The organism is Mesorhizobium sp. CAU 1741 (assembly GCF_039839275.1).
In the GTDB taxonomy this organism is placed as follows: domain Bacteria; phylum Pseudomonadota; class Alphaproteobacteria; order Rhizobiales; family Rhizobiaceae; genus Aerobium.
Window position 1 is genome coordinate 907,417 of sequence record NZ_JBDOQP010000002.1, and the last position, 25,354, is coordinate 932,770.

Genomic DNA, 25,354 nt, shown 5'->3' on the forward strand with positions numbered 1-25,354 from the left:
AATATAGGCTCTAAGGCATGAGTTTCCAAGGTTTCGCAGTGATTCGGCTGGGGATGTCATTCGCCCGTCGCCAAGGATCGCATTTGAATGATTCGCCCACACTCCCTAGATTGCCTTAGGGCCAGCGGAGCAAGAGATGGACACCCAGCCAACCGCGTTCATACCACCGGCGCCGAAGCCGCGCACCCGACCCCCGACGACGCTCGAAATGATTCGGATCGTCTACCGGAATCCGCTCGAATTGTGGGGCGAGCCCTCCTACAACGAACCTTGGATTTCAATCCGCACCGGCATCGGCGGGCCATTGGTGATCGCCAATGATCCGGCCCTCATCCGGCATGTGCTGGTCGACAATGCGAAGAACTATCGCATGGCGCGGGTGCGCCAGAAGATCCTGCGCCCGATCCTGCATGACGGACTGCTGACGGCCGAGGGCGAAACCTGGAAACGCTCGCGCAAGGCGATGGCGCCGGTGTTCACGCCACGCAATATCGCGGGTTTCGCTGGCCCCATGCTGCGCGTGTCCGAGGATTTCGCCGCGCGATACCAGGATGGCTCAACAGTCGACGTCGCCCGCGACATGACGATGCTGACCTACGAAATTCTGGCCGAGACGCTGTTTTCAGGCGAGATCGCAGGCGATCCCGGCGATTTCGCACATCAGGTCGACCATCTGTTCGAGACGATGGGGCGCGTCGACCCGCTCGACCTCATCGGGGCACCCGATTGGTTGCCGCGCATTACGAGGCTGCGCGGGCGCAAGGCGCTGGCGTTCTTCCGCGGCCTCGTCGTCGAAACGATGAAGATGCGCAAGGAACGGCTGCTGCGCGAGCCGGACGCGGTGCCGAATGATTTCCTCACCCTTCTGCTGAAAGCCGAAGGTCCGGACGGGATCACCGCGTCCGAGATCGAGGACAACATCATCACCTTCATCGGCGCGGGCCACGAGACCACTGCGCGCGCGCTCGGCTGGACGCTCTACTGCCTGGCCGAAGCACCATGGGAGCGCGAGAAGATCGAAGCGGAAATCGACGCCGTGATCGCGTCGACGCCAGATCCTTACGAATGGCTCGGCAAGATGCCGTTCACCCGCGCGGCCTTCGAGGAAGCGATGCGGCTTTATCCGCCGGCCGCCTCCATCAGCCGCGAGGCGATCGCGCCGGAGCGCTGGCGCGACCTCGATATCGTCAAGTGCGCGCAGATACAGATCATGCCGTGGACGATCCATCGCCACCGCAAGCTGTGGACACAGCCCGACGCGTTCCTGCCGGAGCGATTTCATCCCGAGAACCGCGACGCGATCGACCGCTACCAGTACCTTCCCTTCGGCGCCGGCCCGCGCATCTGCATCGGGGCTGCCTTCGCCATGCAGGAGGCCGTGATCGCCATGGCGGTGCTGATGTCGCGCTTCCGCTTCGACACGGTGCCCGAAACCAAGCCCTGGCCGGTCCAGAAGCTGACCACCCAGCCGCAGGGCGGCCTGCCGATGCGGGTAAGCAACCGCCAAGACTAGACCAGCGCGAACACCCGTGCCGGTCCTCCGGTGCCGTTGCGTACTTTCGGCGCGCCGACGACGAGCGTGGCGCCGGAAGCGGGAAGCCGGTCGAGATTGGCGACACACTCGATGCCGTATTTGCCCGCCGGCAGCCACGAATAATGCACGGCGAAGTCGGGCGACGGGCCGAAATCGAGCGACAGCGTGTCTACGGCGATGGCTCCGGCGCGGCCTTCCTCGAGAAGCTTGTTAGTCGCTTCGACGTGAAAGCCCGGAAAGTGCATGGTGCCCTTGTCGTCGGCATTGCGGAACTCGTCACCGCCGACCTTCTCCGTCCAGCCCGACAGCATCGCCACGCAGGCGCCTTCCGGCAGTTCGCCGTGCTCGGCAACCCAGGCGTCGATGTCTTCGGGCGTGACCTGCGCATCCGGGTCTTCGGCGGCCTTGGCGCGGATGTCGATCACCGCCAGCGGACAGACGAGTTCGCCGACCTCGAGTTCCGCTACCGAGCGCCCGTCGGCCGAGAAGTGCAGCGGCGCGTCGATATGCGTGCCGCAATGTTCCTCAAGCCGCCAATAGTTGAGATTGTAGCCGTCGCCGTCGATCTTGTACTTGGGCTCCATGAAGAACTGCTGCTGACCGTCGAAGGTCGGAAACTGCTCGTGCAGTTCGTGGGTCAGGTCTTCCGCCTTCATCGGCATGCCCTGTGCAAAGAGCGGCCTGGGGGCGGCAGTGGCAACCAGCGCGGCCGCGCCCGCTGCGGCGGCGCTGCCGCGGAAGAAATCGCGGCGGCTGAGCATGCGCGCCTTGACGCTGTCGATTACGCAATGATGGCACATTCTTCATTCCCTCTCTGGTCATCGTTCGAGGATGCAGGGCAAGAATGATCCCGCGCCGAAGCTTCCGCAAGGTAAGATTTTTGGACCGTCAGCTCCCCTGAAACACGTTGGGTACATGCACAGGCCAGCGGCGCGGCAGGACCGCCACCATGTCGAAGCGAAGCGACAGGCGCGCATGATCCGGCTGGCGCATCAGCCAGAGATCGGCTGCGGCCTCAATGCGCTGCTCAGACATGCGCCCGATAGCTTCCATCGCCTCGACGAGCGTGGGCCGCACCTTGACCTCGACGAAGATGACGAGGCTGCCGCGCCGTGCGATCAGGTCAATCTCGCCGAGCCTGGTCCTGTAACGCCGAGCGACGATGCGATAACCCTTGAGCATCAGCGCCAGCGATGCGATCCGCTCGCCGCGATGCCCGCGCCGCTCGTGATCTTGCCGTCTCGCGCGGGCGCTATCCTCCATCGCCTTTCAGCTCCATCAGCCGGCGATAGAGGTCGGCCTTGCGCCCGCCGGTCATCTTCGCCGCTTCGCCCGCGGCGCGGGATGCGCCGAGTTCATCCGACAGCGAGAGCAGCAACGCGTCGACGTCCTGCGCGCTGGGGGTGTCGGCGACGAGCGGTGGGCCGACGCAGATGACGACCTCGCCCTTCGGCGTATCCTCCTCCCCGTAAGCCTTCGCCAGATCGGCGAGCGATCCGCGCCGCATTTCCTCGAACGTCTTGGTCAGTTCGCGTCCGATGGCGGCTGGGCGATCGCCGAGAGCCCCGACCATCGCCGCCAGCGTGTCTGCCAGCCGGCGCGGCGATTCGTAGAAGACCAGCGTGCCCGGTACGCCGCGCAGCTCTTCCAGCCGCGTCGTCCGCTGACCCGCCTTCGATGGCAGGAAACCGGCAAAGAAGAACGCGTCGGAGGGCAGGCCGGATGCCGTCAGTGCTGCAAGAAGCGCGGATGGACCGGGGATCGGTACCACCCTGCCGCCGCCTTCCACGACCTCGCCCACGAGGCGGAAGCCCGGGTCGGAGACGAGCGGCGTGCCGGCGTCGGAGATGAGCGCCACGCTCTTGCCCGACAGCACCGCCTCGACAAGTCGCGGTCCTGCCTCGGCTGCATTGTGTTCATGGTAGGCCGTGGTGCGGCGCCTGATGCCGTAGCGGTCGAGCAGCACGCGGCTGACCCGGGTGTCCTCGCAGGCGACGATGTCGGCGGCGGCCAGCGTTTCGAGCGCGCGTAGGGTGATGTCGGACAAATTGCCGATCGGCGTCGCCACGAGATAGAGCGCCGGTTCGAGCGCACGGACGGCGAAACCCGTCTGTCCGATCATGTAGCCGCGTCGTTGGTCGTCCCCGCTCATCGCGCTATCGTGCCAGATCGGCAACCACCGCGTCGAGCACGATCATGCCGGTGGAAGTGGCGCGCAGCCGCGAATTGCCGACCGGCGCGACAAGGGCCTCGTCCTGGAGCACGGCGATGCGCTTCGACGACAGCGGCTTTCCGGAGAGCTGCTCGTAGCGGGCAAGGTCGATGCCTTCAGCCAACCGCAACCCCATCAGCAGGAACTCGTCCGCCTCCTCGGAGCGGCTGAGCACCTCGCCACCGATGACGCCATGTCCCTTCGCTTCGACGAGATTGGCCCAGGTTTCGGGCATCTTCTCGGTAAAGGTAACGATGCGGCGCCCGTCCTCGACGAAGCGTCCATGGGCGCCCGGGCCGACGCCGACATATTCGCCATAACGCCAATAGACGAGATTGTGCCGGCTTTCCGCGCCCGGCCGCGCGTGATTGGAAATCTCGTAGGCCGGCAGGCCGTGGGCGGTGGTGACGTCCTGCGTCACCTGATAGAGATCCGCGGCAAGGTCCGGATCGGGGATTTCGAACTTGCCGGCCGCGTGCAGGGCATGGAAGCGCGTGCCTTCCTCGATGGTGAGCTGGTAGAGCGACAGATGGTCGGCCGCGTGGCCAATCGCCTCCTCAAGCTCCGTTGCCCATGCGTCAAGCGTCTGGCCGGGCCGCGCATAGATCAGGTCGAAGGAAAGGCGAGGAAATGTCTCGCGCGCAAGTCGGATCGCGCCGAGTGCCTGGTCGACGTCGTGGAGGCGTCCCAGAAAGCGCAGATCGCGATCGTTCAGCGCCTGCACGCCGAGCGAGACGCGGTTGACACCTGCCAACCGATAGCCCTTGAAGCGCGACGCCTCCACCGAGGACGGATTGGCCTCCAGCGTCACCTCGATGCCATCCGGCATGCTCCAGTTCGCTGCAATCGCCTCAAGGACCGCGCCGACGGTTTCGGGTTTCATCAGTGATGGCGTGCCGCCGCCCAGGAAGATCGACGTCACCTCGCGCGGTCCGGTGCGCTCGCGCATCGTGGCCATCTCACGCGCAAAGGCTGCGGCGAAACGCTCCTCGTCGATCTTCTGGTGCCGGACATGGCTGTTGAAGTCGCAATACGGGCATTTGGCCGCGCAGAAGGGCCAGTGGACGTAAACGCCGAAGCCTGGTTCGCCGGTCGTCATGTCGCTCCCAGCATGCTCTTGGCGAAGAGCGCGAAGGCGCGGGCGCGGTGCGACAGGCCAAGATCGCCCCGGCCGGCCTCCCACGAATGTTTCTGCGAAGCAGGCATCTCGCCAAACGTCTCGTCATAGCCGTCCGGCTTGAACACCGGGTCATATCCGAAGCCGCGCTCGCCGCGCGGGGGCCAGACCAGCGTGCCTTCCACTTCGCCGCGAAAATATTCCGCGTGGCCGTCGGGCCAGGCGAGACAGAGCACGGCGACGAAGCGGCCCGTCCGGGCCTCCGGCGAAAGCGCGCCCTTTTGGTGCAGCAGATCCTCGACCTTGCGCATCGCCATGGCGAAGTCGCGGGTGCCTGTGGCGGTTTCCGCCCAGTCGGCGGTGTAGACGCCGGGCGCGCCGTCAAGCGCGTCGACGACAAGTCCGCTATCATCGGAGAGCGCGGGAAGGCCGGTGGCTGATGCTGCCGCGAATGCCTTGATGTATGCGTTTTCCTCGAACGTCGTGCCGGTTTCGGCAGGCTCGGGCAAACCGTATTCAGCGGCCGATTTGGCCTCCAGGCCGAATGGGCCGATAAGGTCGGCGATTTCCGCGAGCTTGCCCTTGTTGTGGCTGGCCACAACGATCCGCTTGTCGTCCAGCGTGCGCATCTACAGTCCCCAAATCCTCGGTTCGGCGATTTCGAGCGAGTTTCCCGCTGGATCGCGAAAATAGATCGAGCGTCCGCCCTGCGGCCATTCGAAATCGGCCTCGATCTCGACGCCGTGTTTCCCCAGATGCGCCTTCCAGCGCTCTATCTCATCGGCGGTGCCGCGGAAGCACACATGGCCGTTGCCGGTTGTGCCATGCGGCGGAACCGGCAGACGCGCATCGGGCGCCGGCGGCTTCACCGTCTGTGACGGATCAAAAAGCAGCAAGACGCCGTCACCGCAACGGAAGAAGACATGGCGTTTCTCTAGCCGCGTGAGCACTTCGAGGCCCATCACGTCGCGATAAAAGGCCTCGGCCTTATCGAGATCGTCGACGTAGAGCGCCGATTCGAGGATGCCCGAGGGGGTCATTGCATGAGTCTCGTTGCCGGTACGACTTACGCGATCGCCATCGTCTGGAGATTGACCAGCCGCGCGATGCCATTCTTGGCAAGCGCCATCAATGCCGCGAATTCTTCCTCGCTGAAAGGCTCGCCCTCGGCGGTTCCCTGGACCTCGACGATCCCGCCCTTGCCGGTCATGACGAAATTGGCGTCGGTGCCGGCCGACGAATCTTCCAGATAATCGAGATCGATGACCGGTACGCCGTTGTGGATGCCGCAGGAGATTGCCGCCACATGGTCCTTGAGCACCTTGCCGACGCTGACCATCTGGCGCGTTTCCATCCACTTCAGGCAATCGTGCAGCGCAATGAAGCCGCCGGTGATCGATGCCGTGCGGGTGCCGCCATCTGCCTGGATGACGTCGCAATCGACGGTGATCTGCACCTCGCCCAGCGCCTGCAGGTCGACCACGGCGCGCAGCGAGCGGCCGATGAGACGCTGGATTTCCAGCGTGCGCCCGCCCTGCTTGCCCGACGACGCTTCGCGGCGCATGCGATCGCCAGTCGAACGCGGCAGCATGCCGTATTCCGCCGTGACCCAGCCCTTGCCGGAGTTGCGCAGCCATGGCGGAACGCGTTCCTCCAGGCTTGCGGTGCACAGAACATGGGTGTCGCCGAACTTGACGAGGCACGAACCCTCGGCATGCTTGGAGACGCCGCGTTCGAAGGAAATGGCCCGCATCTCGTCGGGCTGGCGTTTTGATGGCCGCATGGTCGTTTTTTGTCCCTTTTCGATGTGCGGGGGCTTGTAGCCTCCACAGCCCAAGGACGCAAAGGAAAAGGCTGATGCTGTTTGGAGCGTTGCGTCGCGCGACGCCTCGACTATATCTTCGTTCATGGACGAAACGAGGCCCACGATGACCAAGCCACTGGTTGAGCCGCACCTGCAGTCGCTCGACGGACGCTCGCGCGACATCTTCCGTTTCATCGTCGATTCCTACCTGCGCGATGGTGAGCCGGTCGGCTCGCGCAGCCTGTCGCGGCTCCTGCCGCAGTCGCTGTCGCCGGCGACGATCCGCAACGTGATGAGCGACCTGGAACATCTGGGCCTGATCTACGCGCCCCACATCTCGGCGGGGCGGCTGCCGACGCAGGCCGGGCTGCGCTTCTTCGTCGACGCGTTCATGGAGCTCGGCGACCTTTCCGACGACGAGCGGCGCGTGATCGAGGCGCAGGTGAAGGCTTCGGGCAGCGGCGCGACACTGGAGCACATGCTGACGGAGGCGAGCCAAATGTTGTCGGGCATGTCGCGCGGCGCGGGCCTCGTGCTGGCGACCAAGAGCGAGGTGCCGCTCAAGCACATCGAGTTCATCCAGCTCGAACCGCTGAAGGCGCTGACCGTGATGGTATCGCAGAATGGCGACGTCGAGAACCGCGTGCTCGACCTGCCGGCAGGTATTACCGCGTCGCAGCTCCAGGAAGCATCGAACTTTCTCAACGCTCATATACGCGGCCGCACACTGGCGGAAGCGCGCACGGAAGTCAGCCGTCTGCACGAGCAGACCCGGGCAGCGCTCGATTCGCTGTCCCAGGACCTGGTGGAACGCGGGCTGGCGGTGTGGGCCGGAGCGGAAAGCGGGCTGCCGGCACGTCTCATCGTTCGCGGCCGTGCCAACCTCCTCGAAAACGTCACGGCGCAGGCCGACATCGAATTGCTACGCCACCTCTTCGACGATTTGGAGACCAAGGAAGGGCTGATCCAGCTCCTCGACCTTGCCGAGGAGGGCCATGGCGTTCGCATCTTCATCGGGTCGGAGAACAAGCTGTTCTCGCTGTCGGGCTCGTCGCTCGTCGTGGCGCCATACCGCGACAAGGATTCGCGCGTGGTGGGCGCTCTGGGCGTCATAGGGCCGACGCGCCTCAACTACGCCCGCATCGTGCCGATGGTCGACTACACCGCGCAGATCATAAGCCGGCTCCTGAGATAGTATCAGGTGCACCATGGCTCGCGCCGGCCCGTCCATCGGCGTGCAAGCCCCTCGCGCACCAGGATCGCGCCAGCTTCACCTGAAGGTGTATCGGCGCGTGCGAGGGTCCGGCCATAGCGGTCGTGGCCACTGCGGGACAGCGTGATCTCCCGGTTGGAGAGGATTTCGCTCAAGCGGGATTTTGCCTGTTGCGCCAGGTTACGTTCATAGGAACAGGCACCCTCCATCTCTGGCGCATCGATGCTTTCGAGCCTGACCTTCTCGCCCGACAGCCAGAAGGTGTCGCCGTCGACGACGCAGGACACACGGCGGCCACCGCCGCAAAACGGCATCGGTCGCACCAGTCCCACCAGCGTGGCCGGCTGGCTCTGGCTCTGGCTCTGGCTGGCGGGCAGGAACGACTGGACGAAGGATAGCGCCTGCCCGGGTCCAAACTCCGACGCGGCAACGGCACCGATGCCGGCCGCGAGCGTCAGGACCCACAGCGACCGCAGGACACCAGCCTCCCTTTTGCGCGCGCGCATGGGATCGGGCAGGCCAGCTTCCTTCAATGTGTAGGACCGACGTCGCTTTCCGAATCTGCGCATGCGCGCCTCCTCGGCCCGCAATATCAGCGCGAGGTTTCGCAAGGCTTATCGGATTGGATCGAATGCTAGCCGTTCAGGCGCGGCCAGGTGTCGGACAGGCGATAACCGCCGGGCCACGGGTCGGACGGGTCGAGCATGAGCTGATGCGTACCGGTCACCCAGGCGCGCCCGGAAATCAGCGGATAGATCGCGGGACGTCCGGCAACGGTCGTTTCCGACTGGATGCTGCAGCGGAATTCGGAACCGATGATCGAGCGGCCGACAAAGGTCTCTCCGACCTTAAGCTCGCCACGCGCATGCAGAACCGCCATGCGTGCCGAGCAGCCGGTTCCGGTGGGAGAGCGGTCGATCTTGCCGGGGCGAATGACGACCGCGTTGGCCCCGGTGAGCACGCCGGCCTCGCGCTCGACCGGCGCAGCCATCTGGCAGAAGGAGAAATGGTCCCAGTCCGGGTTTTCGGGATGGACGAAGCCGATCTGCTCGTCAGCCGCTGCGGTGATCCTGACGCCGAGCTCGGCGATCTCACGGGCTTCGTCCGGGCGGATCGCAAATCCCAGCGCATGCGCATCGACAATGACGAAGCTGTCGCCGCCGTAGGCCGTGTCGACTGTGATCGTGCCGTGGCCGGGCACTTCCAGCTTCACGCCGAGCTTGTCGGCGAAGGACGGCACGTTGCGGACCTCGATGCGCTCTGCCTTGCCGTCGCGGCATTGCGCGGTGACTTCGATCAGTCCGCCAGGCGCTTCGAGCGTCATGGTTGTGACCGGCTCCTGCATCGGTACGATGCCCGTATCGAGCAGGACCGTTGCGACACAGATGGAGTTGGACCCCGACATGGGCGGCGTGTCTGCCGGCTCCATGATGATCCAGCCCATCTGTGCGCGTGGGTCCTTGGGAGGAACCAGCAGATTCACATGGCGGAAGACCCCGCCGCGCGGCTCGTTGAGCACGAAATTGCGCAGCGTCTCGTCGCGCGCGATATAGCGCGACTGTTCCCAGATCGTGTCGCCGGGCGGTGGAAGAACGCCGCCGACGATGACGTCACCGACCTCGCCTTCGGCATGGCAACTGACGACATGGACGATCTTCGACGTGCGCATAGCTGAACTCAGGCCAGTTTCGAGAGCAGCATCTGGTGGTCTGCCGCCGAAATGGCGATGCCGTCGCGCAAGGACTTTTCACGGATCACGAGGCGCCGGTCGCCTGGCAGGCGTTCCTGCCCGGCCTCGCGCGTCAGCTCGCAGATTTCCGATACGCGTTCTCGGAACACGCCATTTCCGCCGCGCTCCGGATCGATGACGATGAAGAGCTGACCGGTCTTCGGCGTCTGCGCGCCCTTGAAGTCGCTCCAGTCGAACTCGCCGGAGAAGTAGCCGCCGGTAAGCGCTGCACCCAGGATTTCGACCATGAGAGCGATGGTCGAGCCCTTGTGGCCGCCGAACGCCAGCAGCGCGCCGCCATTCAGGATCACCTTGGGATCGCGCGTCGGCTTGCCGTCACTGTCGACGCCCATGCCTTCGGGCAGGAGCCTGCCTTCGCGCGCGGCGATCTGCACGTCGCCATTGGCGATGGCGCTGGTGGCCAGATCGAAGACGAAAGGCGGCTCATCCTTGCGTGGCGCGGCGAAGGCGATCGGGTTGGTGCCGTAGAGTGGCTTCTTTCCGCCGAACGGGACGACGCAGGTCATGCTGTTGACGAAGCTAAGCGCCACGAGGCCTTCATCCGCAAAAGGCTCGACATCCGGCCAGAGCGCACTGAAGTGGTGCGAGCGGCGGATCGCCAGCAATCCTATGCCGTGCTGCCGGGTGCGCTCGACCAGCAGGTCACGCGCGGCGAAGAAGGCCGGCTGGGTAAAGCCACTTTGCGCGTCGACGCGGATGAAGGCGCCGCCCGTATCCTCGACGACCGGTACGGCCTTGCCGTCGACCCAGCCGCTTGCCAAAGACGAGACATAGCCGGGTATTCGGAAGATGCCGTGGCTGTGCGAGCCGTCGCGCTCGCAGCCGGCGCAGTTGGCCGCGAGGATACGTGCGTTTTCAGGCGAGACGCCGTGACGGACGAAGATGCGCTCCAGCAGGTCCGCCAGTTCGTCGAAGGACAGGGCGGCCGTTTCCGATGCGGCCGTGCTCATGCGGCACTGCCCAATCGCTGACCGACGAGCGTGGTCCAGTATCGCAGGCCGTGGATGATCGCATCGTCATTGAAGTCGTATGCCGGATGGTGAAGGCCGGCGGAATCGCCGTTGCCGATCCAGACGATGGCGCCCGGCCGCTTCTCCAGCATGTAGGAGAAATCCTCCGCGCCCATGGTGGCGGCGCAATTTCCGTCGACATTGGCTTCGCCGGCGACCGTCGAAGCCGCAGCGATGGCCGCCTGGGTCATGGCCGGATCATTAACGGTGACGGGATAGCCGGGACGCCAGTCGAGTTCGGCCTCGACCTCGAACAAGCGCGCCGTGTTGGCCACGATGTCGCGAAACCTCTGCTCGACGTCCTCGCGTGTTTTGGGATTGATGGTACGGATCGTGCCGCCGAGCGTGACGGAGGCTGGAATGACGTTCAGCGCCTCGGGGCTGCCGGCGGCGATGTGCGTCAGCGACACCACCACGGGATCGAACGGATCGGTGTTGCGCGAGGCGATCGACTGGGCGGCCGTCACCAGATGGGCGCAGGCCAGCACGGAGTCGCGGGTCTCGTGCGGCGAGGCGGCGTGGCCGCCACGGCCGTTGAGCGTGATCATGAAGCGGTCTCCGGCCGCCATCATCGGTCCCGGCTTCGTGGCGAACGAACCGACCGGACGCCCAGGCTCGTTGTGCATGCCATAGACTTCGTCGATGCCGAAGCGCTCGAGCATGCCTTCCTCGATCATGACGCGGCCGCCCGCGCCGCCTTCTTCCGCAGGCTGGAAGATGAGCACCACCGTGCCGGCGAAATCCCGCGTCGCGGCCAGATGCTTCGCGGTTGCCAGCATCATCGCGGTGTGTCCGTCATGGCCGCATGCGTGCATCATGTTCGGCACTTTCGATGCATAGGGCAGATTGGTCTGCTCCGACATCGGCAAAGCGTCCATGTCGGCACGCAGGGCGACGGTGCGGCCCGCTCCCAGCCGCCCGCGGATGACGCCGACCACGCCCGACTTCGCGATGCCCGTCGCCACTTCGTCGCAACCGAATGCCCTCAGCTTCTCGGCCACCAGGGCCGCCGTCTTCGGCAGGTCGAACAGAAGCTCCGGCTGCTGATGGATCTGGCGGCGCCAATCGGCAGCCTCCTTGGCGATTGCTTCGAGTGCGTCAGGGGAAGTCATGCGGTCCTCCGTGTCGTCGATCATCCAGCGCGCCGGAACGGCGAGCGATCCGGGTCGGGATCCGGCATAGCATCCAGAAGCATGCGTGTGTATTCGTTCTGCGGCGAATCGAAGATTTCCGCGACCGGTCCCTGTTCGACGATCTTGCCTCGATAGATCACGGCAACGTCGTCGCAGATGTAGCGGATGACGCCGAGATCGTGGCTGATGAAGAAATAGGTCAGTCCCAGTTCCTGCTGCAGCCGGTGCAAAAGGTTGAGCACGTCGGCCTGAACCGAAACGTCCAGCGCCGATGTAGGCTCGTCGAGGATCAGCAGTTCGGGCCGTACGGCCAGTGCCCGTGCGATGCCGATGCGCTGCCGCTGGCCGCCGGAGAACTCGTGCGGATAGCGGAACAGATGCTCGGTCTCCAGGCCGACCTGGAGCAGCAGCTCGACCACGCGCTCGGTGCGCTGGCGCGAGGACAGCGCCATGACGTCACGGTGGATCACCAGTGGCTCGGCGACGATGTCGTGGATCGTCATGCGCGGGTTAAGCGAGGCGTAAGGGTCCTGGAACACGATCTGCACCTGCGCGCGCAGACGGCGCATCTCGGCTGCGGAAAGCGCGTGAATGTCCTTGCCGTCGAACCGGATTGCCCCCGAGGTCAGCGTGTCCAGCCGCAGGATGCAGCGCGTCAGCGTCGTCTTGCCGGAGCCGGATTCACCAACCAGGCCGAAACTGGCGCCCTTCGCGATGGTGAGGCTGACATCGTCGAGCGCCGTGAAGCTCTGCCCGCCCGCCAGCATCCCGCGACGCGGGGTCTGGAAAATCTTGGTGACGTTGACAATTTCGAGGCTCATGCGAGGGCCTCCGGGGAAAGCCCGCCAATGCCGCGCAGTTCGCCCCGCTTGGTGTGGACGGTCGGCACCGAATCCAACAGCGCCTGCGTATAGGAATGGCTCGGATTCTTGAGCACGTCGCGCACCGGGCCGGCTTCGAGAATCCTGCCGCGGTACATCACCGCCACATGGGTGCAGATCTGGGCGACAACGCCGAGATTGTGGGTAATGAGCAGCACGCCGATGTTCCGCTCGGCAACCAGATCGTGGATTAGCCTTAAGATCTGCGCCTGTACCGAGACGTCGAGCGCGGTGGTGGGCTCGTCGGCGATCAGCAGGTCAGGCTTGCCGATCATCGCCATGGCAATGAGAACGCGCTGGCGCATGCCGCCCGAAAACTGGTGCGGATAATCATCAATGCGCTGAGCGGCATCCGGTATGCCGACCTTGTCGAGCATGTCGATGGCGGTCTGGCGCGCGGCGCGGCGGAAGGCCTTGCGCGACGCGCCGGGCTCCAGGCCCAGAACCGACGGGTCCGAATGTCCGGCGTGGAGCGCGACGTCGACGATCTGGGTGCCGACGCGGAAGACCGGGTTGAGGTTGGTGGTCGGGTCTTGGAAGATCATGCCGATGTGGCGGCCGCGCAGCGCGCGCATGTCCCGGTCGCTGGCAGTGAGCACGTCCTTGCCCTGAAATTCGATCGATCCGGCCAGATAGCGCCCCGGCGGCGTCGGGATGAGGCGGGAGATCGACAGGCCGGTGAGCGACTTGCCCGAGCCGGTTTCGCCGACCATGCCCCAGATCTCACCGCGCTCGATCTTGAGGTCGATGCCGTGCAGTATCTCGGTCTCGCCCTCATAGCTGCGCATGGCGAGCTTGAGGTTCCTGATGTCGAGAAGCGTCATCAGTGCCTCCTATCGCCGTGCCTTGGGGTCGAGCACGTCGCGTAGCCCGTCGCCAAGCAGGTTGAAGGCCAGGACCGCGAGGAAGATCGCCATGCCGGGCGCGACCGCCGTCCACCAGTAGTCCGGCATGTAGCTGCGCGCACCGGACAGGAGCGTGCCCCATTCCGGCGTCGGCGGCTTGACACCGATCCCGACGAAGCCGAGCGAGGCGACGGTGAGGATCGCGAAGCCCATGTCGAGCGAGGCTTTGACCACGATCGGCGAGACGATGTTGGGCAGGATGTGCCGTCCCAGTATCCGCGCCCACCCCGCGCCGAGCGCATGGGCTGCGACGACGAACTGCTCTTCCTTCTTGCCGATCACCTCGCCGCGGACCAGACGCGCATAGGCAGGCCACCATGTGATGGAGATGGCGACGATCATGTTGAAGACGCCGCTTCCAAGTGCTGCCGCCACCGCCATGGCGAGGATAAGGCTCGGGATGGTGAGCAGCAGGTCGGTGATGCGCATCAGGATTTCGTCGGTCCAGCCGCCGAAATACCCGGCGACCGCTCCAACCGCCGTGCCCACGACGATGGCGATGAAGACGACGGCGAGGCCGGAGAACAGCGAGACCTGCGAACCGACCACCACGAGGGAGAAGATATCCTGTCCCAGTTCGTTGGTGCCGAACCACGCGTCCGCCGATGGCGGCAGGAAGCGCGCGGCGGTGTTGGTGCCGCCTGCCACGTGCTCGGGATGCGGGACGATGTAGGGCGCCAGGATCGCTATGACGACGAGCGCGACGACGATGGTCAGCCCGATGACCGACAACCAGCTCTGACGAAAGCGGTAGTACGCGCGGCCCCAGTTCTCCATGCGCGCGGAGCGGTTGCGGGCGGGAATGACGATCTGAGTTTCGGCCGTCATGCGTAGCGCACCTTCGGGTTGAACACGCCGTAGAGAACGTCGACGACGAGCATGGTGAGCAGATAGATGATCGCGATGACAAGCGTGACCCCGATCACCGGCATGAAGTCCTGGGTCAGGATTGCCTGGGTCGCATAAAGCCCGAGGCCTGGCCAGTCGAAGACCGTTTCCACCAGCACCGTGCCGCCGAGCAGCCACGAGACGTAGAGGCCGATGACAGTGAGGGTCGAGGTCATGGCGTTCTTCAAGACGTATTTGAACAGGATCAGGCGGCTCGACAGGCCGAGGGCGCGCTCGGTCATGACGTAGTCCTGCTGGAGCACCTCGATGGTTGAGGCGCGCATCATGCGCATGATGGTGGCCAGCGGCGACAACGCCATCGCAATCGCCGGCAAGGCCAGATGAGCGGCGGCGATCTGGAAGGCATAGAGATCACCCGCGATCAGCGCGTCGATCGTGTAGAGGCCGGTGACGGTGTCCGGCGGCGATTCAATGAATGGATATCGCCCGGCGAGCGGCAACCAGCCGAGCCACGCGGCAAAGGCGAGCTGCAGCATCAGGCCCAGGAAAAAGCGCGGCATGGCGATGCCGCCCAGCGCCAGCGTGCGGGTGACGTAGTCGAGCGGGCCATTGCGGTAGACGGCGGTGAGCAGGCCGAGCGGGATGCCGAGCACGACCGCGATCAGCAGGGCGGCGAAAACCAGCTCGAGCGTCGCCGGCAGATATTCAAGGATGTCCTGAAACACCGGACGGCGTGTGAAGACCGAGGTTCCCCAGTCGCCCTCCAGCAGACCGGTCAGGTAGGTCCAGTACTGGATCGGCAGCGGCTGGTCGAAGCCGAATTGCTGGCGCAGTTGCGCGATCGTTTCCGCCGACGCGTTCGGACCCGCGGCGAGGCCGACAGGATCACCGGGCAGGAGACGCGCGACGACGAAGAGCAGCAGCGTCAGCCCGATAAGGATCGGAATGAGCAGGAGAAGCCGGCGCAGGATGAACAAGACCATGGAAAGCTCCGATTTGCCGGGACGGGCCGGTGAGCCCGCCCCGGCGAAACGTCATGCAAGCGACAGCGGCCAGACCTCGAAGGTGTTGGCGGCCACCGGGCAGAACTCGTAGTCCTGCACACTATCGCGCATTGCGAACTTGCGCAGTTCCAGAAGGCCGAAAATATCGGGGGCGTCGTCGACCACGAGTTCCTGGAACTGGCGGTAGAGATCGGCCCGCTTCTCCTGGTCCACCTCGGCACGCGCTTCCTCGATCAGCCGGTCGACCTCGGGGTTGCTGTAGACCGGATTCTGCCACTGGCCGTTGCGCGACGAGTGGTAGGCGGCATAGGCGGTGTTGTCCGGATCGGCATAGTTGGCCGACTGGAAGATCGAGTAGAAGTCCGTCATCGTGTCCGGCGACTTGGCCATCGCGACGATGTCCGGCCAGACCATCGGGCGGATGTCCAGGTCGATGTTCAGCGCCTTGAGCGATTCGAGCAGGATCAGGCACCACCGGCGCTGGTTCTCGTAACCCGCCGCATGCATGATCGACAGCGTGAAGCCGCCGTCCTTGTATTCGGACTGGGCGAGGTATTCCTTGGCCTTCTCCATGTCCTGGCGATAGATGTCGAGGCCTTCGGCATGACCGAACATGCCGGACGGCAGCGGGCCCTCCATCAGTTCGGCGAAACCGGCAGCTTCCAGCATGGACTGGTAGTTGTAGGCATACGAGATCGCCTTGCGCAGGTTCTTGTCGGCGAGCGGGCCCTTGGCGGTGTTCATCTTGATCGAAAACGAGCGGTAGTCCGGCTCCATGATGCGCACGACATTCGGCATGCCTTCGATGGCTTCCATGTCCTCGGTGAACATGTCGAGGGCGAAATGGACCTCGCCGCGCTGAAGCATCAGACGGGTCGTGGCGGACTCGCGCACGATCTTCCAGATGACAGCTTCGATGTTGCCGCCCTGGTGCCAGTCGTTCTCGGCCCGGATCAGCTCGTAGAGATCGCCCGGGCGCGCACGCCCCATGGTGAAGGCGCCGGAGCCCGCGATGTTGGAAAGCAGGTATGTCTGGCCGTCATCGCTGCCGAGATTGGCTTCGACGACCGCCGAGTTGACCACGAACATCCACGGCAGGACGGAGAGCAGCGGTGCGAATGGCTGCAGCAGGGTCATCGTGACGGTCATGTCGCCGGTGGCCTTGACGCCGTTCTCGTCGAGGACGCCGGAAACCATCCAGGCCGGACCCTGCTTGAGACGCAGGAGGCGCGCAAACGAGTACTCGACGTCCTTGGCGGTCACTGGATTGCCGTCATGGAAGCGGGCGTTCTCGTCCAGTTCGAAGGTATAGGTCAGACCGTCATCCGACTGCGTCCAGCTCTTGGCCAGGCCGGGCGTCGTCTCGGGCGGATTGCCGACCACGCGGACGAGTGCGTCATAGGTGTTGCGGAACAGCCATTGCGGCGCGTAGCCGGTGGCGACGTGAGGGTCGAAGTTCGGGATGTCGACCGTGCTCGCGAGCACCATGATCTTGCGACCCTGGGCGTTGGCGTACCACGGCATCGAGGCGGCGATCGTCGCTCCGGCCGAACCGATCAGAAATTGGCGCTTGTTCAATGTAACCATGTCCATTCCCCTGTTTTGCCGGCTGAGCCGGATGCTGACGGTGGGCCGGCACCCATTGCCGGCCCCCTGTGGTTTCCGAGTGGCGTCAGGCGGCCAGTTCCTTCTTGCGGGAACTCAACCGATAGACGCTCTCGGCGCTTTCGGAACTGATGCGCTCTTCGCGCAAATCGTCTTCCACACTCTCGATCGAGCGTTTTTCAGGATCGCCATAGCCGGCACCGCCGCCGAGCTGGAGTTCGACGATGCGATCGGTGCGATCGACGACGACCAGGCCGCCGCTGCCGACATCCTCCACGACAGCGCCGCTATCGTCGCGGACATAGCCGTGGGCGAGGAGGCCGGTCTTGCCGCCGAACAGGCCATCGATCGGCGCGTTGACGCCCTCCGGTGACACGAACACGGTCAGCGGCAGCCCATCGTCGTGGCGCTTGGTGACGCGGATGCGCGCGCCCAGCCCGCCGCGATGCTGCCCGGCGCCGGCGGAATCCGTCACGAAGCTCTTTTCCAGCACGACGACCGGCGAGCGGCTTTCGAGCAATTCGATCGACGAGGTCGCCGCCGAGGTCGGCCACAAGACGGAAGACTTGCCGTCCTTGGCTGCGCTGCCGCCCTGACCGCCGCCCGACAGCAGATGGTCGTAGTAGACCTTGCCCTCGGGCGTCTTGCCGTAGACGGTCATCAGGCTCGGCAGGCCGGTGTGTGCCACCACCTTGTCCGGCGCAGCCTCGGAGAGTGCGCGGAAGATGTTCGGCGAGGTGTACCAGCCAGTGCGCGTGCGCAGGCTGACGGGTGCCGGCTTGTTGCAGTTCAGCACCGAACCCTTGGGCGCCTTTACGGTGAACGCCCGGTAGCAGCCGGCATTGCCGCGCACGTTGGGCGTGAGCATGCATTTCAACGGGTAGGTCGAATGCGCCGTGGTGTAGCTAAGCGTGCAGTTGATGCCGCCCAGCGGCACCTCGTCGGGCGCGCCTTCGAAGTCGAGTTCGATCTCGTCGCCGGCGATGGTGACCTTGACCGGCACCGTCATCGGCGTGCCGAGCGGGTTGTAGGTGGTGGTCGAGGTGTAGACGCCGTCCGGCAGTGCGCGGATCGCCTCGCGCATCGCCTTTTCCGAACGTGACTGGACCACATCGGCGAGCGCCGTCAGGTCCGACAGGCCGTATTCCTCCATGAAGGAGGTCAGACGGCGGCCGCCGGTCTCGTTGGCGGCGATCAGCGAGCGGACGTCGCCGAGCACCTGCTGGGAGTCGCGGATGTTCTCCGCCATGATGCGGAACAGGTCTTCGTTCTCGACGCCGGCACGAACCAGCTTCATCGGTGGTATCTGCAGGCCTTCCTCGAAGACCTCCGTTGCCTTCATGCCGTTGCGGGTGCCGCCGATGTCGCCGACATGGCCGACCGTGCCCATCACGGCCACGACCTTGCCGCCGTGGAAGACGGGGGTGATGACGGCGATGTCGAAGAGGTGACCGGCGCAAAGCCAGGGATCGTTCGAGACCAGGACGTCACCGGGCTGCAACGTGTCGAGCGGATAGCGCTCGAGCGTCGCCTTGACCACCATCGGCAGGGTGAGGTTGAAGACCGGCATGACGCGGCTGGAATGCGCAAGCGTCTCGCCCCTGGCGTCGAGAATCGAACAGCCGAAATCCTGTGATTCTGAGATGATCAGCGAATAGGCGGTGCGGCATACCGTGTGCCACATCTCTTCCGACACCGTGACCAGACGGCTCCACATGATTTCGAGCGAGATCGGATCGGATTCGATCTTCTCGATCGCCTCGGCACGGGTCATGTCGGGGGTGACGAGATCCATGCCCTTGCCGGCGACCGCGATCGCAATGCGCAGATTGCCGGCTTCGTCGACGGTGAGCGTGTCGCCGGGCGGCACGATGGTCGTCGATTCGCGCTCCTCAATGATGGCGGGGCCCGCGACTTCGATGCCGGGGGTCAGGCGATAACGGTCGTAGATCGCCGCATCAACGAAACCATCGCCGAAATAGGCCTTTCGATGGCCCTTGAGCGCGCCCTGCGCGGTCTCCGGCACGTCCGCCTGGCGGATGGAGAGCTGCGGCTTGGGGCCGCTGGCACGCACACGGAAGGAGAGGATCTCAAGCTCGGCCTCACCGGGCACCAGTGTGTAGCGCGCGGTATAGACGTCCTCGAATGCCTTGCGGATCGCTTCGTAGGCCGACGCGTCGAGTGTCCCTGCCGGGATCGGCACGTTGATCTCGTGCAACTGGCCGACGAGGCGCATATCGGCAGTGCGCTCGATGGTGACCTGTTCGACATCCGCGCCGGCGGCGACCAGCTTCGCCCGGCCTTCCTCGGCAAGCGCATCGAACGCGGTGTTGAGTGCGGCGGCGTCGAGGTCGGGCGACAGCTCCATCGGATGCGAGCGCACGAGGTCGAAGGAAAGCGGCGCTGTGAGGAAGCCGAAGGCGGAGGCTGCACCGCTCGCTTGCGGGATGATCACCTCGGAGACGCCGAGAATGTGCGCCACGCGGGCCGCAAAGGCCGGGCCGGCGCCGCCGAAACCGATCATCGAATAGCCGCGCGGATCCTTGCCTTTCTCGACGAGATGGATGCGGGCAGCACTCGCCATGTTCTCGCCGACGACCTGATGGATGCCCCATGCCGCCTCGACCGTCGAGATATCGAGCGGCTCGGCGATGGTCTTCAGCGCCTGTTCGGCGGCGTCAAGGTCGAGCGCCATGCGACCGCCGAGGAAGAAGCCGGGATCATAGTAGCCGAGAGCGACACTGGCGTCAGTGACCGTCGGCTTGTCGCCGCCCTGTCCGTAGCAGGCAGGGCCCGGTGCGGCGCCAGCCGAATGCGGACCGACCTGGAGCAGGCCGACCTCGTCGATGGAAGCGATCGAGCCGCCGCCGGCACCGATTTCGATCATGTCGACCACGGGTGACTTGATCGGCAGGCCGGAGCCGTTCTTGAAGCGGCGCACGCGACCCGCCTCCAGATAGGAGGTGATGTGCGCCATGCCGTTCTCGATCATGCAGGCCTTGGCGGTGGTGCCGCCCATGTCGAAGGCGATGACGTTGTCCTTGCCTGCCTTCTGCCCGAACCATGCGGTTGCGAGCGCGCCGCCGGCGGGACCGGATTCGAGAAGCCGGATCGGGAATTCACGTGCCTCGTCGAGCGAGACCAGCCCACCGGCCGAATGCATCAGGCGCAAGGCCCCGCGAAAGCCACGCGCCGTCAGCTCGCGCTCGAGCCGGCTCAGATAGCGGTCCATCAGCGGCTGCACATAGGCATTGGCACATGTGGTGACGAAGCGCTGGTATTCCGAAATCTCGGCCACGACCTCCGAGGATATGGAAACCGCGATCTGCGGGTAGTGCTGCTTGATGAGCGCACGGACCCGCTGCTCGTGGTCGGGATTGCGGTAGGAGTGCATCAGGCAGACGGCGATCGCCTCGACCTTGCCGGCGACGAGCTTTTTGACCGCGCGCAGGACCGACATCTCGTCCAGCGGCTTGATGACGCCCCCATCCGCACCAATGCGTTCGGCGATCTCGAGCCGGCGAGAGCGGCGCACCAGCGGCTCGGGAAAGGTCAGGAAAAGGTCATAGATATCATAGCGCTGCTCGACGCCGATCTCGAGCACGTCGCGGAAGCCTTCAGTGGTGATGAGGCCAACCGGGGCGCCCTTGCGCTCGATGACGGCATTGGTCACCAACGTCGTGCCGTGCACGACTTCGTCGAGGTCGCCAACGTCGATGCCGGCGGCGGTGACCACTTCGGCGAGCCCGGCGAGCGCGCCCTTGGAGGGGTCGGCTGGCGTCGTCAGGCACTTATGCAGACGGATCGCCGCATCGGCTTCGTCGAACAGGATGAAATCTGTGAAAGTGCCCCCGATGTCGATACCCGCACGGAAACCCTTTGAAGTCGCTTGCATTCTGGCAGTCCCCATTGATCGAGGCCAGCCGCAGGCAAGCCTCCGTCGCTACCGCTGCGTGCAGCGGAACCGTGAATTTTCCCTTTTCGTATTCTTCCGCGGTGGCTTTGGGAGTGGTTGGGCTGCCCATTGACAAGGCACGCATTCGCCGCTCCTCACGCCTATTATTTGTGCATGAAGAATGTTGCACTTGTTATAGGCGGCAATAAAAGCGGTGTCCAGCATAAGTTTCATATTTGACAACTAGTTCCAATAGTGGAACAAACATGAGAATGATTGCACGAGGAGGTAGCAGATGAGCGCTCTGGAGGATGCGGTTGCCATTCTGGGTTGTTTTTCGTTCGACCACCCCGCGCTGACGCAAGCCGAGCTGACGCGCCGCGTCGGGCGCCCGAAAGCGACGATCTCGCGCGTGATGAAGACGCTCAGGGACACCGGCATGCTGGAATTCGACGCCGGCAGCAGGCTCTATCGCCCCGGCATCCGGCTGTTCGAACTCGGCCAGATATCACGATCGCACCAGAACTTCCTCGACCTCGTGCACAAGCGCCTTCAGCATGTCTGCGAGGTGGGCGGACATACCGGCTACATCACCGTGTTTGACGGGCCTCAGCTCGCGGTGCTGCGTATGCTGCGCGGCTCGAGCCCGATCGCCATCGCCGCGACACCGGGATATCGCGCCTGGCCGCACGCCACGTCGAATGGCCGGGCAATGCTGGCGCTTCTGACCGACGAGGAGTGGCGGCTGCGCGTGCCGCAGGAGCTGCCGATCCTGTCAAAAAACACGCCAAAGACGCATGAGGATCTTCTCGAACGCATCCGCATGGTGCGGGAAACGGGCCGCTCGTCTTCGTCCGACGATTCGTACGAAGGCGTGTCATCGCAAGGCATCGCCGTGCGCGATCCCGACAGCCACGAGGTCATCGGTATCGCGATTTCCTACCCCACGTCGCTCGGCACGCCCGAACTGAAGGAGAAGCTCGCGGTGCTGCTGGACGACATGAAACACGACCTTCAGCGTCATTCGCACTGACCGGGCTGCCGCATCGACCTGTGGCGGCACCGCCGCCGCCTAGGAACGCATTCCCTTCCGCCTCTTGATTTTCCGCGCGCGAACATCGATATCGGGCGCAACTTTCAGAACCATTCCAAAAACGGGATCAGGCGATGAGCGAACAGCCCAAAGACGAACGCGCGCCCGAGCAAACCGCGGCAAAGTCGGAATATGCCGAGACGGCTGCCGCAGGCGAAGCTTTTCAGGCCGAGGTCGACGCGCATGAACAGGCGGCCGACTACGAGGCCGTCGTGCGGCTGGTGAAGGAGAACGAGGAGCTCAAGGACCGCGCCCTGCGGCTGGCGGCCGAGATGGAGAACCTGCGCCGGCGCACCACCCGCGACGTGCAGGATGCGAAGAGCTATGCGATCGCCAATTTCGCGCGCGACATGCTCCAGGTCTCGGACAATCTCAGCCGCGCGCTTGAAGCGATCCCCGCGGATACCAAGGCAAGCGGCGACGCCGGCCTCAATGCGCTGATCGAGGGCGTCGAGCTGACCGGCCGCGCCATGCATTCGGCGCTCGAGCGCCATGGCGTCAAGATGCTCGACCCGCATGGCGACCGTTTCGACCCCAACTTCCACCAGGCCATGTTCGAAGTGCCCAATCCGGACGTGCCCAACAACACCGTGGTGCAGGTGGTGCAGACCGGCTACGTGATCGGTGACCGGGTGCTGCGGCCTGCCATGGTCGGTGTCGCCAAGGGCGGCCCCAAGCAGGCGGCGGAACCCGCCGTCGAGCCCGGCCCGCCCAACGAGCAGGCCGAAAAGGACGCGTAACGACGCGTCCGGTCGCGCCGCTTCCGTATCCAGCCGCCATCGGTTAATGATCGTGGCTGGAGGCGCCATGGACCCGATCATCTTGCTCGACTATGCCGGCGTGGCCGTCTTCGCCGCGACCGGCGCGCTCGCCGCCTCTCGCAAGCAGCTCGACATCATCGGCTTCCTTTTCCTCGCGGGCTTCACCGGCATCGGCGGCGGGACCATCCGTGACCTCGTGCTCGGCGTGCCGGTGTTCTGGGTCCAGAATCACGACTACATCGTCGTCTGCGCGGCCATGGCGATCCTCGTCTATGCCGGAGCGCACCTGATCGAGTCGCGCTACAAGCTGCTGCTGTGGCTCGATGCGATCGGGCTCGCCGCCTATTGCGTCTTCGGTGCGTGGAAAGGGCTGGTGGTGACAGGATCGGGGGTGGTGGCAGTGGTGATGGGCATGCTCACGGCCACCTTCGGCGGTATCCTGCGCGACCAGATCGCAGGCGAGCCGTCGGTCCTGATGCGGCCCGAGATCTACGTTACGGCCGCGATGGCCGGCGCCCTCACCTTCACCGTGCTGCACATCGCGGGGCTGCCGCTGATGCTGTCAGCCGGGCCGGCCTTCCTCGTGGCGTTCCTGATCCGGGGCGGCGCGCTGCGCTTTGGCTGGTCTTTTCCGCCTTACAGGAGCCGTCCCGGCCGCCATCCCGAGGACATTCCCTGATCCGCTTGCCGTCAGTGCGGCATAGAGGACAGGTGCGAGAGCAGTTCGGCGACATTGGCGGCACCGCATTTCTTCAACAGCCTGGCGCGATAGGCCTCGACCGTGCGCGGCGAGATCGACAGCATGCGGGCGATTTCCTTCGACGTGCGCCCCTCGCCCAGATGCATGACGATCTGGCGTTCGCGCGTCGTCAGGTCCTGCACCTGGCGGGTCTCTGAAAGGTCGGCGAAGCTCCATACGGCGCGGCGCAGCGGGTCATCGTCGGGCGTCAGGGAATGGCCGCGCACCCGGCACCAGAACAGCGTGCCGTCCTTTCGCGCCATGATCCGCTCATCGGAATAGCGGTTCATCTTCTTCAACGGCTCCACGCCGACGTCGCGAATGCGGACGAATTCCTCGAAGGAGGGGTAGAGGATCGCAAAGGAATGATCGACCAGCTCGATCCGCGCATAGCCGAACATTTCGGCGAAGCGCGGATTGCAGGCGCGGATGACGCGGCTTTCCGTCACCACGAGCCCGATCGGGGCGTTCTCGAACGCCAGTTCGTGCAGATTGTCGGCCCAGCTCGTCATCCGTGTTTCTACCGTTCGTATTCCTACGATATTGCGGGTGCGGCCGCCTGCCGCCGATAATGGCAATCGGTTCGGAGCGTGCCATCCGCGCGCATCCGTCTTACTCTGGGAGGAGATATTCATGAAGACGCTTTTTGCCGCGCTGGCTACGGCCACCGCGCTCATGGGCACGCAGGCATTCGCGCAGGAAGACACCGTGAAGATCGCGCTGCTGCACGGCCTTTCCGGCTCGCCGCTGGAAGCCTATTCGAAACAGACCCATGCCGGCTTCGAGCTCGGCCTCGAATATGCGACCGACGGCACGATGGAGGTCAAGGGCCGCAAGATCGAGGTGATCGTCAAGGACACCCAGTTCAAGCCCGACGTCGCCCGCGCGCTGCTCGCCGAGGCCTATGGCGACGACGACGCGCTGATCGCGGTCGGTGACACCTCGTCCGGCGTGGCGCTGTCGATGCTGCCGGTCGCCGCCGAGTACGAGAAGATACTGTTGGTCGAGCCCGCCGTCGCAGACAGCCTCACCGGCCCGGATTCCAACCGTTACGTCTTCAAGACCTCGCGCAATTCCTCGATGGACATGCAGGCGCAGGCACTCGCGCTGCAGCCTGACGAGAACCTGTACGTGGCGACGCTGGCGCAGGACTATGCGTTTGGCCGCGACGGCATCGCCGCCTTCAAGGCCGCGCTCGACGGCACCGGTGCCACCGTGGTTGCGGAAGAATACGTGCCGCAGCAGACGACTGACTTCACCGCGACGATCGAGCGGCTGTTCGACGCGCTTCGCGACAAGGAAGGCCGCAAGGTCATCTTCATGAACGTCGCAGGCATCGACGCCATGACGCCGCTGGCCGCCGCCGATCCGGGCCGCTACGACATCGAGTTGTCTTCCGGCGGCAACATCCTGCCGGCGCTCGTTGCCTACAAGCAGGTGCCGGGCATGGAAGGCGCGATGTATTATTACTACGAAGCCCCGGACAATCCGGTGAACGACTGGCTGGTCGAGCAGCACCAGGAGCGCTTCGGCTCGCCGCCGGACTTCTTCACCGCCGGCGGCATGGCATCGGCAATGGCCATCGTCACCGCGCTCGAGAAGGCGGAAGAGTGGGATACCGAAACCCTCATCGCCACCATGGAAGGCATGACCTTCGACACGCCCAAGGGTCCGATGACCTTCCGCCCGGAAGACCATCAGGCGCTGCAGTCGATGTACCACTTCAAGATCAAGGTCGAGGATGGCGTCGACTGGGCCGTGCCTGAGCTGGTGCGCGAGATCAAGCCCGAGGAGATGGACATCCCGCTGGGCAGGAACAACCAGGAATAACGCACGATTTGCATCGTTC

24 protein-coding genes are annotated in these 25,354 nt (G+C 64.7%); 6 read left to right on the forward strand and 18 right to left on the reverse strand.

Going from position 1 to position 25,354, the window contains the following annotated elements:
* The first annotated feature begins 136 nt into the window (after positions 1-136).
* On the forward strand, positions 137-1,513 hold the full coding sequence (locus tag AAFN84_RS11170; RefSeq protein WP_347514626.1) for a cytochrome P450: 1,377 nt from the start codon (positions 137-139) through the stop codon (positions 1,511-1,513).
* On the opposite strand, the gene AAFN84_RS11175 is transcribed toward AAFN84_RS11170, so the two are convergent.
* From AAFN84_RS11175 to rph, 7 genes are all read right to left on the reverse strand, one after another.
* Positions 1,510-2,334, reverse strand: coding sequence for a cyclase family protein (locus AAFN84_RS11175; RefSeq protein WP_347514627.1), 825 nt, complete (start codon positions 2,332-2,334; stop codon positions 1,510-1,512). The genes AAFN84_RS11170 and AAFN84_RS11175 overlap by 4 nt on opposite strands.
* Before the next feature lie 88 nt (positions 2,335-2,422).
* The gene (locus AAFN84_RS11180) at positions 2,423-2,797 is read right to left on the reverse strand and encodes a YraN family protein (RefSeq protein ID WP_347514628.1); all 375 of its coding nucleotides are present in this window, start codon (positions 2,795-2,797) and stop codon (positions 2,423-2,425) included.
* Positions 2,787-3,686 carry a 16S rRNA (cytidine(1402)-2'-O)-methyltransferase gene (gene rsmI, locus AAFN84_RS11185; protein ID WP_347514629.1) on the reverse strand — a complete coding sequence of 300 codons (900 nt, stop codon included), beginning with the start codon at positions 3,684-3,686 and terminating at the stop codon, positions 2,787-2,789. The genes AAFN84_RS11180 and rsmI overlap by 11 nt, the downstream gene beginning before the upstream one ends.
* Before the next feature lie 4 nt (positions 3,687-3,690).
* Complete coding sequence (hemW, locus tag AAFN84_RS11190; RefSeq protein WP_347514630.1) at positions 3,691-4,845, reverse strand: radical SAM family heme chaperone HemW; 1,155 nt, start codon at positions 4,843-4,845, stop codon at positions 3,691-3,693.
* Complete coding sequence (locus tag AAFN84_RS11195) at positions 4,842-5,492, reverse strand: non-canonical purine NTP pyrophosphatase (RefSeq protein ID WP_347514631.1); 651 nt, start codon at positions 5,490-5,492, stop codon at positions 4,842-4,844. The genes hemW and AAFN84_RS11195 overlap by 4 nt, the downstream gene beginning before the upstream one ends.
* A complete protein-coding gene (locus AAFN84_RS11200; protein ID WP_347514632.1) occupies positions 5,493-5,903 on the reverse strand; it encodes a VOC family protein in 411 nt (136 codons plus the stop codon).
* A 26-nt stretch (positions 5,904-5,929) separates the two neighbouring features.
* Complete coding sequence (rph, locus tag AAFN84_RS11205) at positions 5,930-6,646, reverse strand: ribonuclease PH (RefSeq protein WP_347514634.1); 717 nt, start codon at positions 6,644-6,646, stop codon at positions 5,930-5,932.
* A 145-nt stretch (positions 6,647-6,791) separates the two neighbouring features.
* Between rph and hrcA the strand changes: the two genes are divergently transcribed.
* On the forward strand, positions 6,792-7,862 hold the full coding sequence (hrcA, locus tag AAFN84_RS11210) for a heat-inducible transcriptional repressor HrcA (RefSeq protein WP_347514635.1): 1,071 nt from the start codon (positions 6,792-6,794) through the stop codon (positions 7,860-7,862).
* Positions 7,863-7,864: 2 nt separating this feature from the next.
* Here hrcA and AAFN84_RS11215 read toward each other — a convergent pair whose 3' ends face one another.
* The 10 genes from AAFN84_RS11215 to AAFN84_RS11260 form a co-directional block, all read right to left on the reverse strand.
* A complete protein-coding gene (locus tag AAFN84_RS11215) occupies positions 7,865-8,449 on the reverse strand; it encodes a thermonuclease family protein (protein ID WP_347514636.1) in 585 nt (194 codons plus the stop codon).
* A gap of 65 nt (positions 8,450-8,514) precedes the next feature.
* Positions 8,515-9,549, reverse strand: coding sequence for a proline racemase family protein (locus tag AAFN84_RS11220; protein WP_347514637.1), 1,035 nt, complete (start codon positions 9,547-9,549; stop codon positions 8,515-8,517).
* Between the two features lie 8 nt (positions 9,550-9,557).
* Positions 9,558-10,580: an Ldh family oxidoreductase gene (locus tag AAFN84_RS11225; protein ID WP_347514638.1), complete on the reverse strand. Its 1,023-nt coding sequence runs from the start codon at positions 10,578-10,580 to the stop codon at positions 9,558-9,560.
* Positions 10,577-11,752 (reverse strand): M20 aminoacylase family protein, encoded by a 1,176-nt coding sequence (locus AAFN84_RS11230; protein ID WP_347514639.1) that lies wholly within the window; start codon positions 11,750-11,752, stop codon positions 10,577-10,579. The genes AAFN84_RS11225 and AAFN84_RS11230 overlap by 4 nt, the downstream gene beginning before the upstream one ends.
* A gap of 20 nt (positions 11,753-11,772) precedes the next feature.
* Positions 11,773-12,594 carry an ATP-binding cassette domain-containing protein gene (locus tag AAFN84_RS11235; protein WP_347514640.1) on the reverse strand — a complete coding sequence of 274 codons (822 nt, stop codon included), beginning with the start codon at positions 12,592-12,594 and terminating at the stop codon, positions 11,773-11,775.
* Positions 12,591-13,478, reverse strand: a complete 888-nt coding sequence (locus AAFN84_RS11240; protein ID WP_347514641.1) for an ABC transporter ATP-binding protein — start codon at positions 13,476-13,478, stop codon at positions 12,591-12,593. The genes AAFN84_RS11235 and AAFN84_RS11240 overlap by 4 nt, the downstream gene beginning before the upstream one ends.
* 9 nt (positions 13,479-13,487) lie before the next feature.
* The gene (locus tag AAFN84_RS11245) at positions 13,488-14,387 is read right to left on the reverse strand and encodes an ABC transporter permease (protein WP_347514642.1); all 900 of its coding nucleotides are present in this window, start codon (positions 14,385-14,387) and stop codon (positions 13,488-13,490) included.
* Complete coding sequence (locus AAFN84_RS11250) at positions 14,384-15,391, reverse strand: ABC transporter permease (protein ID WP_347514643.1); 1,008 nt, start codon at positions 15,389-15,391, stop codon at positions 14,384-14,386. The genes AAFN84_RS11245 and AAFN84_RS11250 overlap by 4 nt, the downstream gene beginning before the upstream one ends.
* Positions 15,392-15,442: 51 nt before the next feature.
* Positions 15,443-16,999, reverse strand: a complete 1,557-nt coding sequence (locus AAFN84_RS11255; RefSeq protein WP_347514644.1) for an ABC transporter substrate-binding protein — start codon at positions 16,997-16,999, stop codon at positions 15,443-15,445.
* Positions 17,000-17,084: 85 nt separating this feature from the next.
* Positions 17,085-20,912, reverse strand: coding sequence for a hydantoinase B/oxoprolinase family protein (locus AAFN84_RS11260; protein WP_347514645.1), 3,828 nt, complete (start codon positions 20,910-20,912; stop codon positions 17,085-17,087).
* Between the two features lie 295 nt (positions 20,913-21,207).
* Between AAFN84_RS11260 and AAFN84_RS11265 the strand changes: the two genes are divergently transcribed.
* From AAFN84_RS11265 to AAFN84_RS11275, 3 genes are all read left to right on the forward strand, one after another.
* A complete protein-coding gene (locus AAFN84_RS11265) occupies positions 21,208-21,945 on the forward strand; it encodes an IclR family transcriptional regulator (RefSeq protein WP_347514646.1) in 738 nt (245 codons plus the stop codon).
* Positions 21,946-22,079: 134 nt separating this feature from the next.
* Complete coding sequence (gene grpE / locus AAFN84_RS11270) at positions 22,080-22,745, forward strand: nucleotide exchange factor GrpE (RefSeq protein WP_347514647.1); 666 nt, start codon at positions 22,080-22,082, stop codon at positions 22,743-22,745.
* Between the two features lie 67 nt (positions 22,746-22,812).
* The gene (locus tag AAFN84_RS11275) at positions 22,813-23,445 is read left to right on the forward strand and encodes a trimeric intracellular cation channel family protein (RefSeq protein ID WP_347514648.1); all 633 of its coding nucleotides are present in this window, start codon (positions 22,813-22,815) and stop codon (positions 23,443-23,445) included.
* Between the two features lie 11 nt (positions 23,446-23,456).
* Here the strand turns inward: AAFN84_RS11275 and AAFN84_RS11280 are convergent, their stop codons facing one another.
* Positions 23,457-24,017 carry a PAS and helix-turn-helix domain-containing protein gene (locus tag AAFN84_RS11280; protein WP_347514649.1) on the reverse strand — a complete coding sequence of 187 codons (561 nt, stop codon included), beginning with the start codon at positions 24,015-24,017 and terminating at the stop codon, positions 23,457-23,459.
* Positions 24,018-24,138: 121 nt separating this feature from the next.
* On the opposite strand from AAFN84_RS11280, the gene AAFN84_RS11285 reads away from it, so the two are divergent.
* Positions 24,139-25,335, forward strand: coding sequence for a substrate-binding domain-containing protein (locus AAFN84_RS11285; RefSeq protein WP_347514650.1), 1,197 nt, complete (start codon positions 24,139-24,141; stop codon positions 25,333-25,335).
* Positions 25,336-25,354 lie beyond the last annotated feature (19 nt).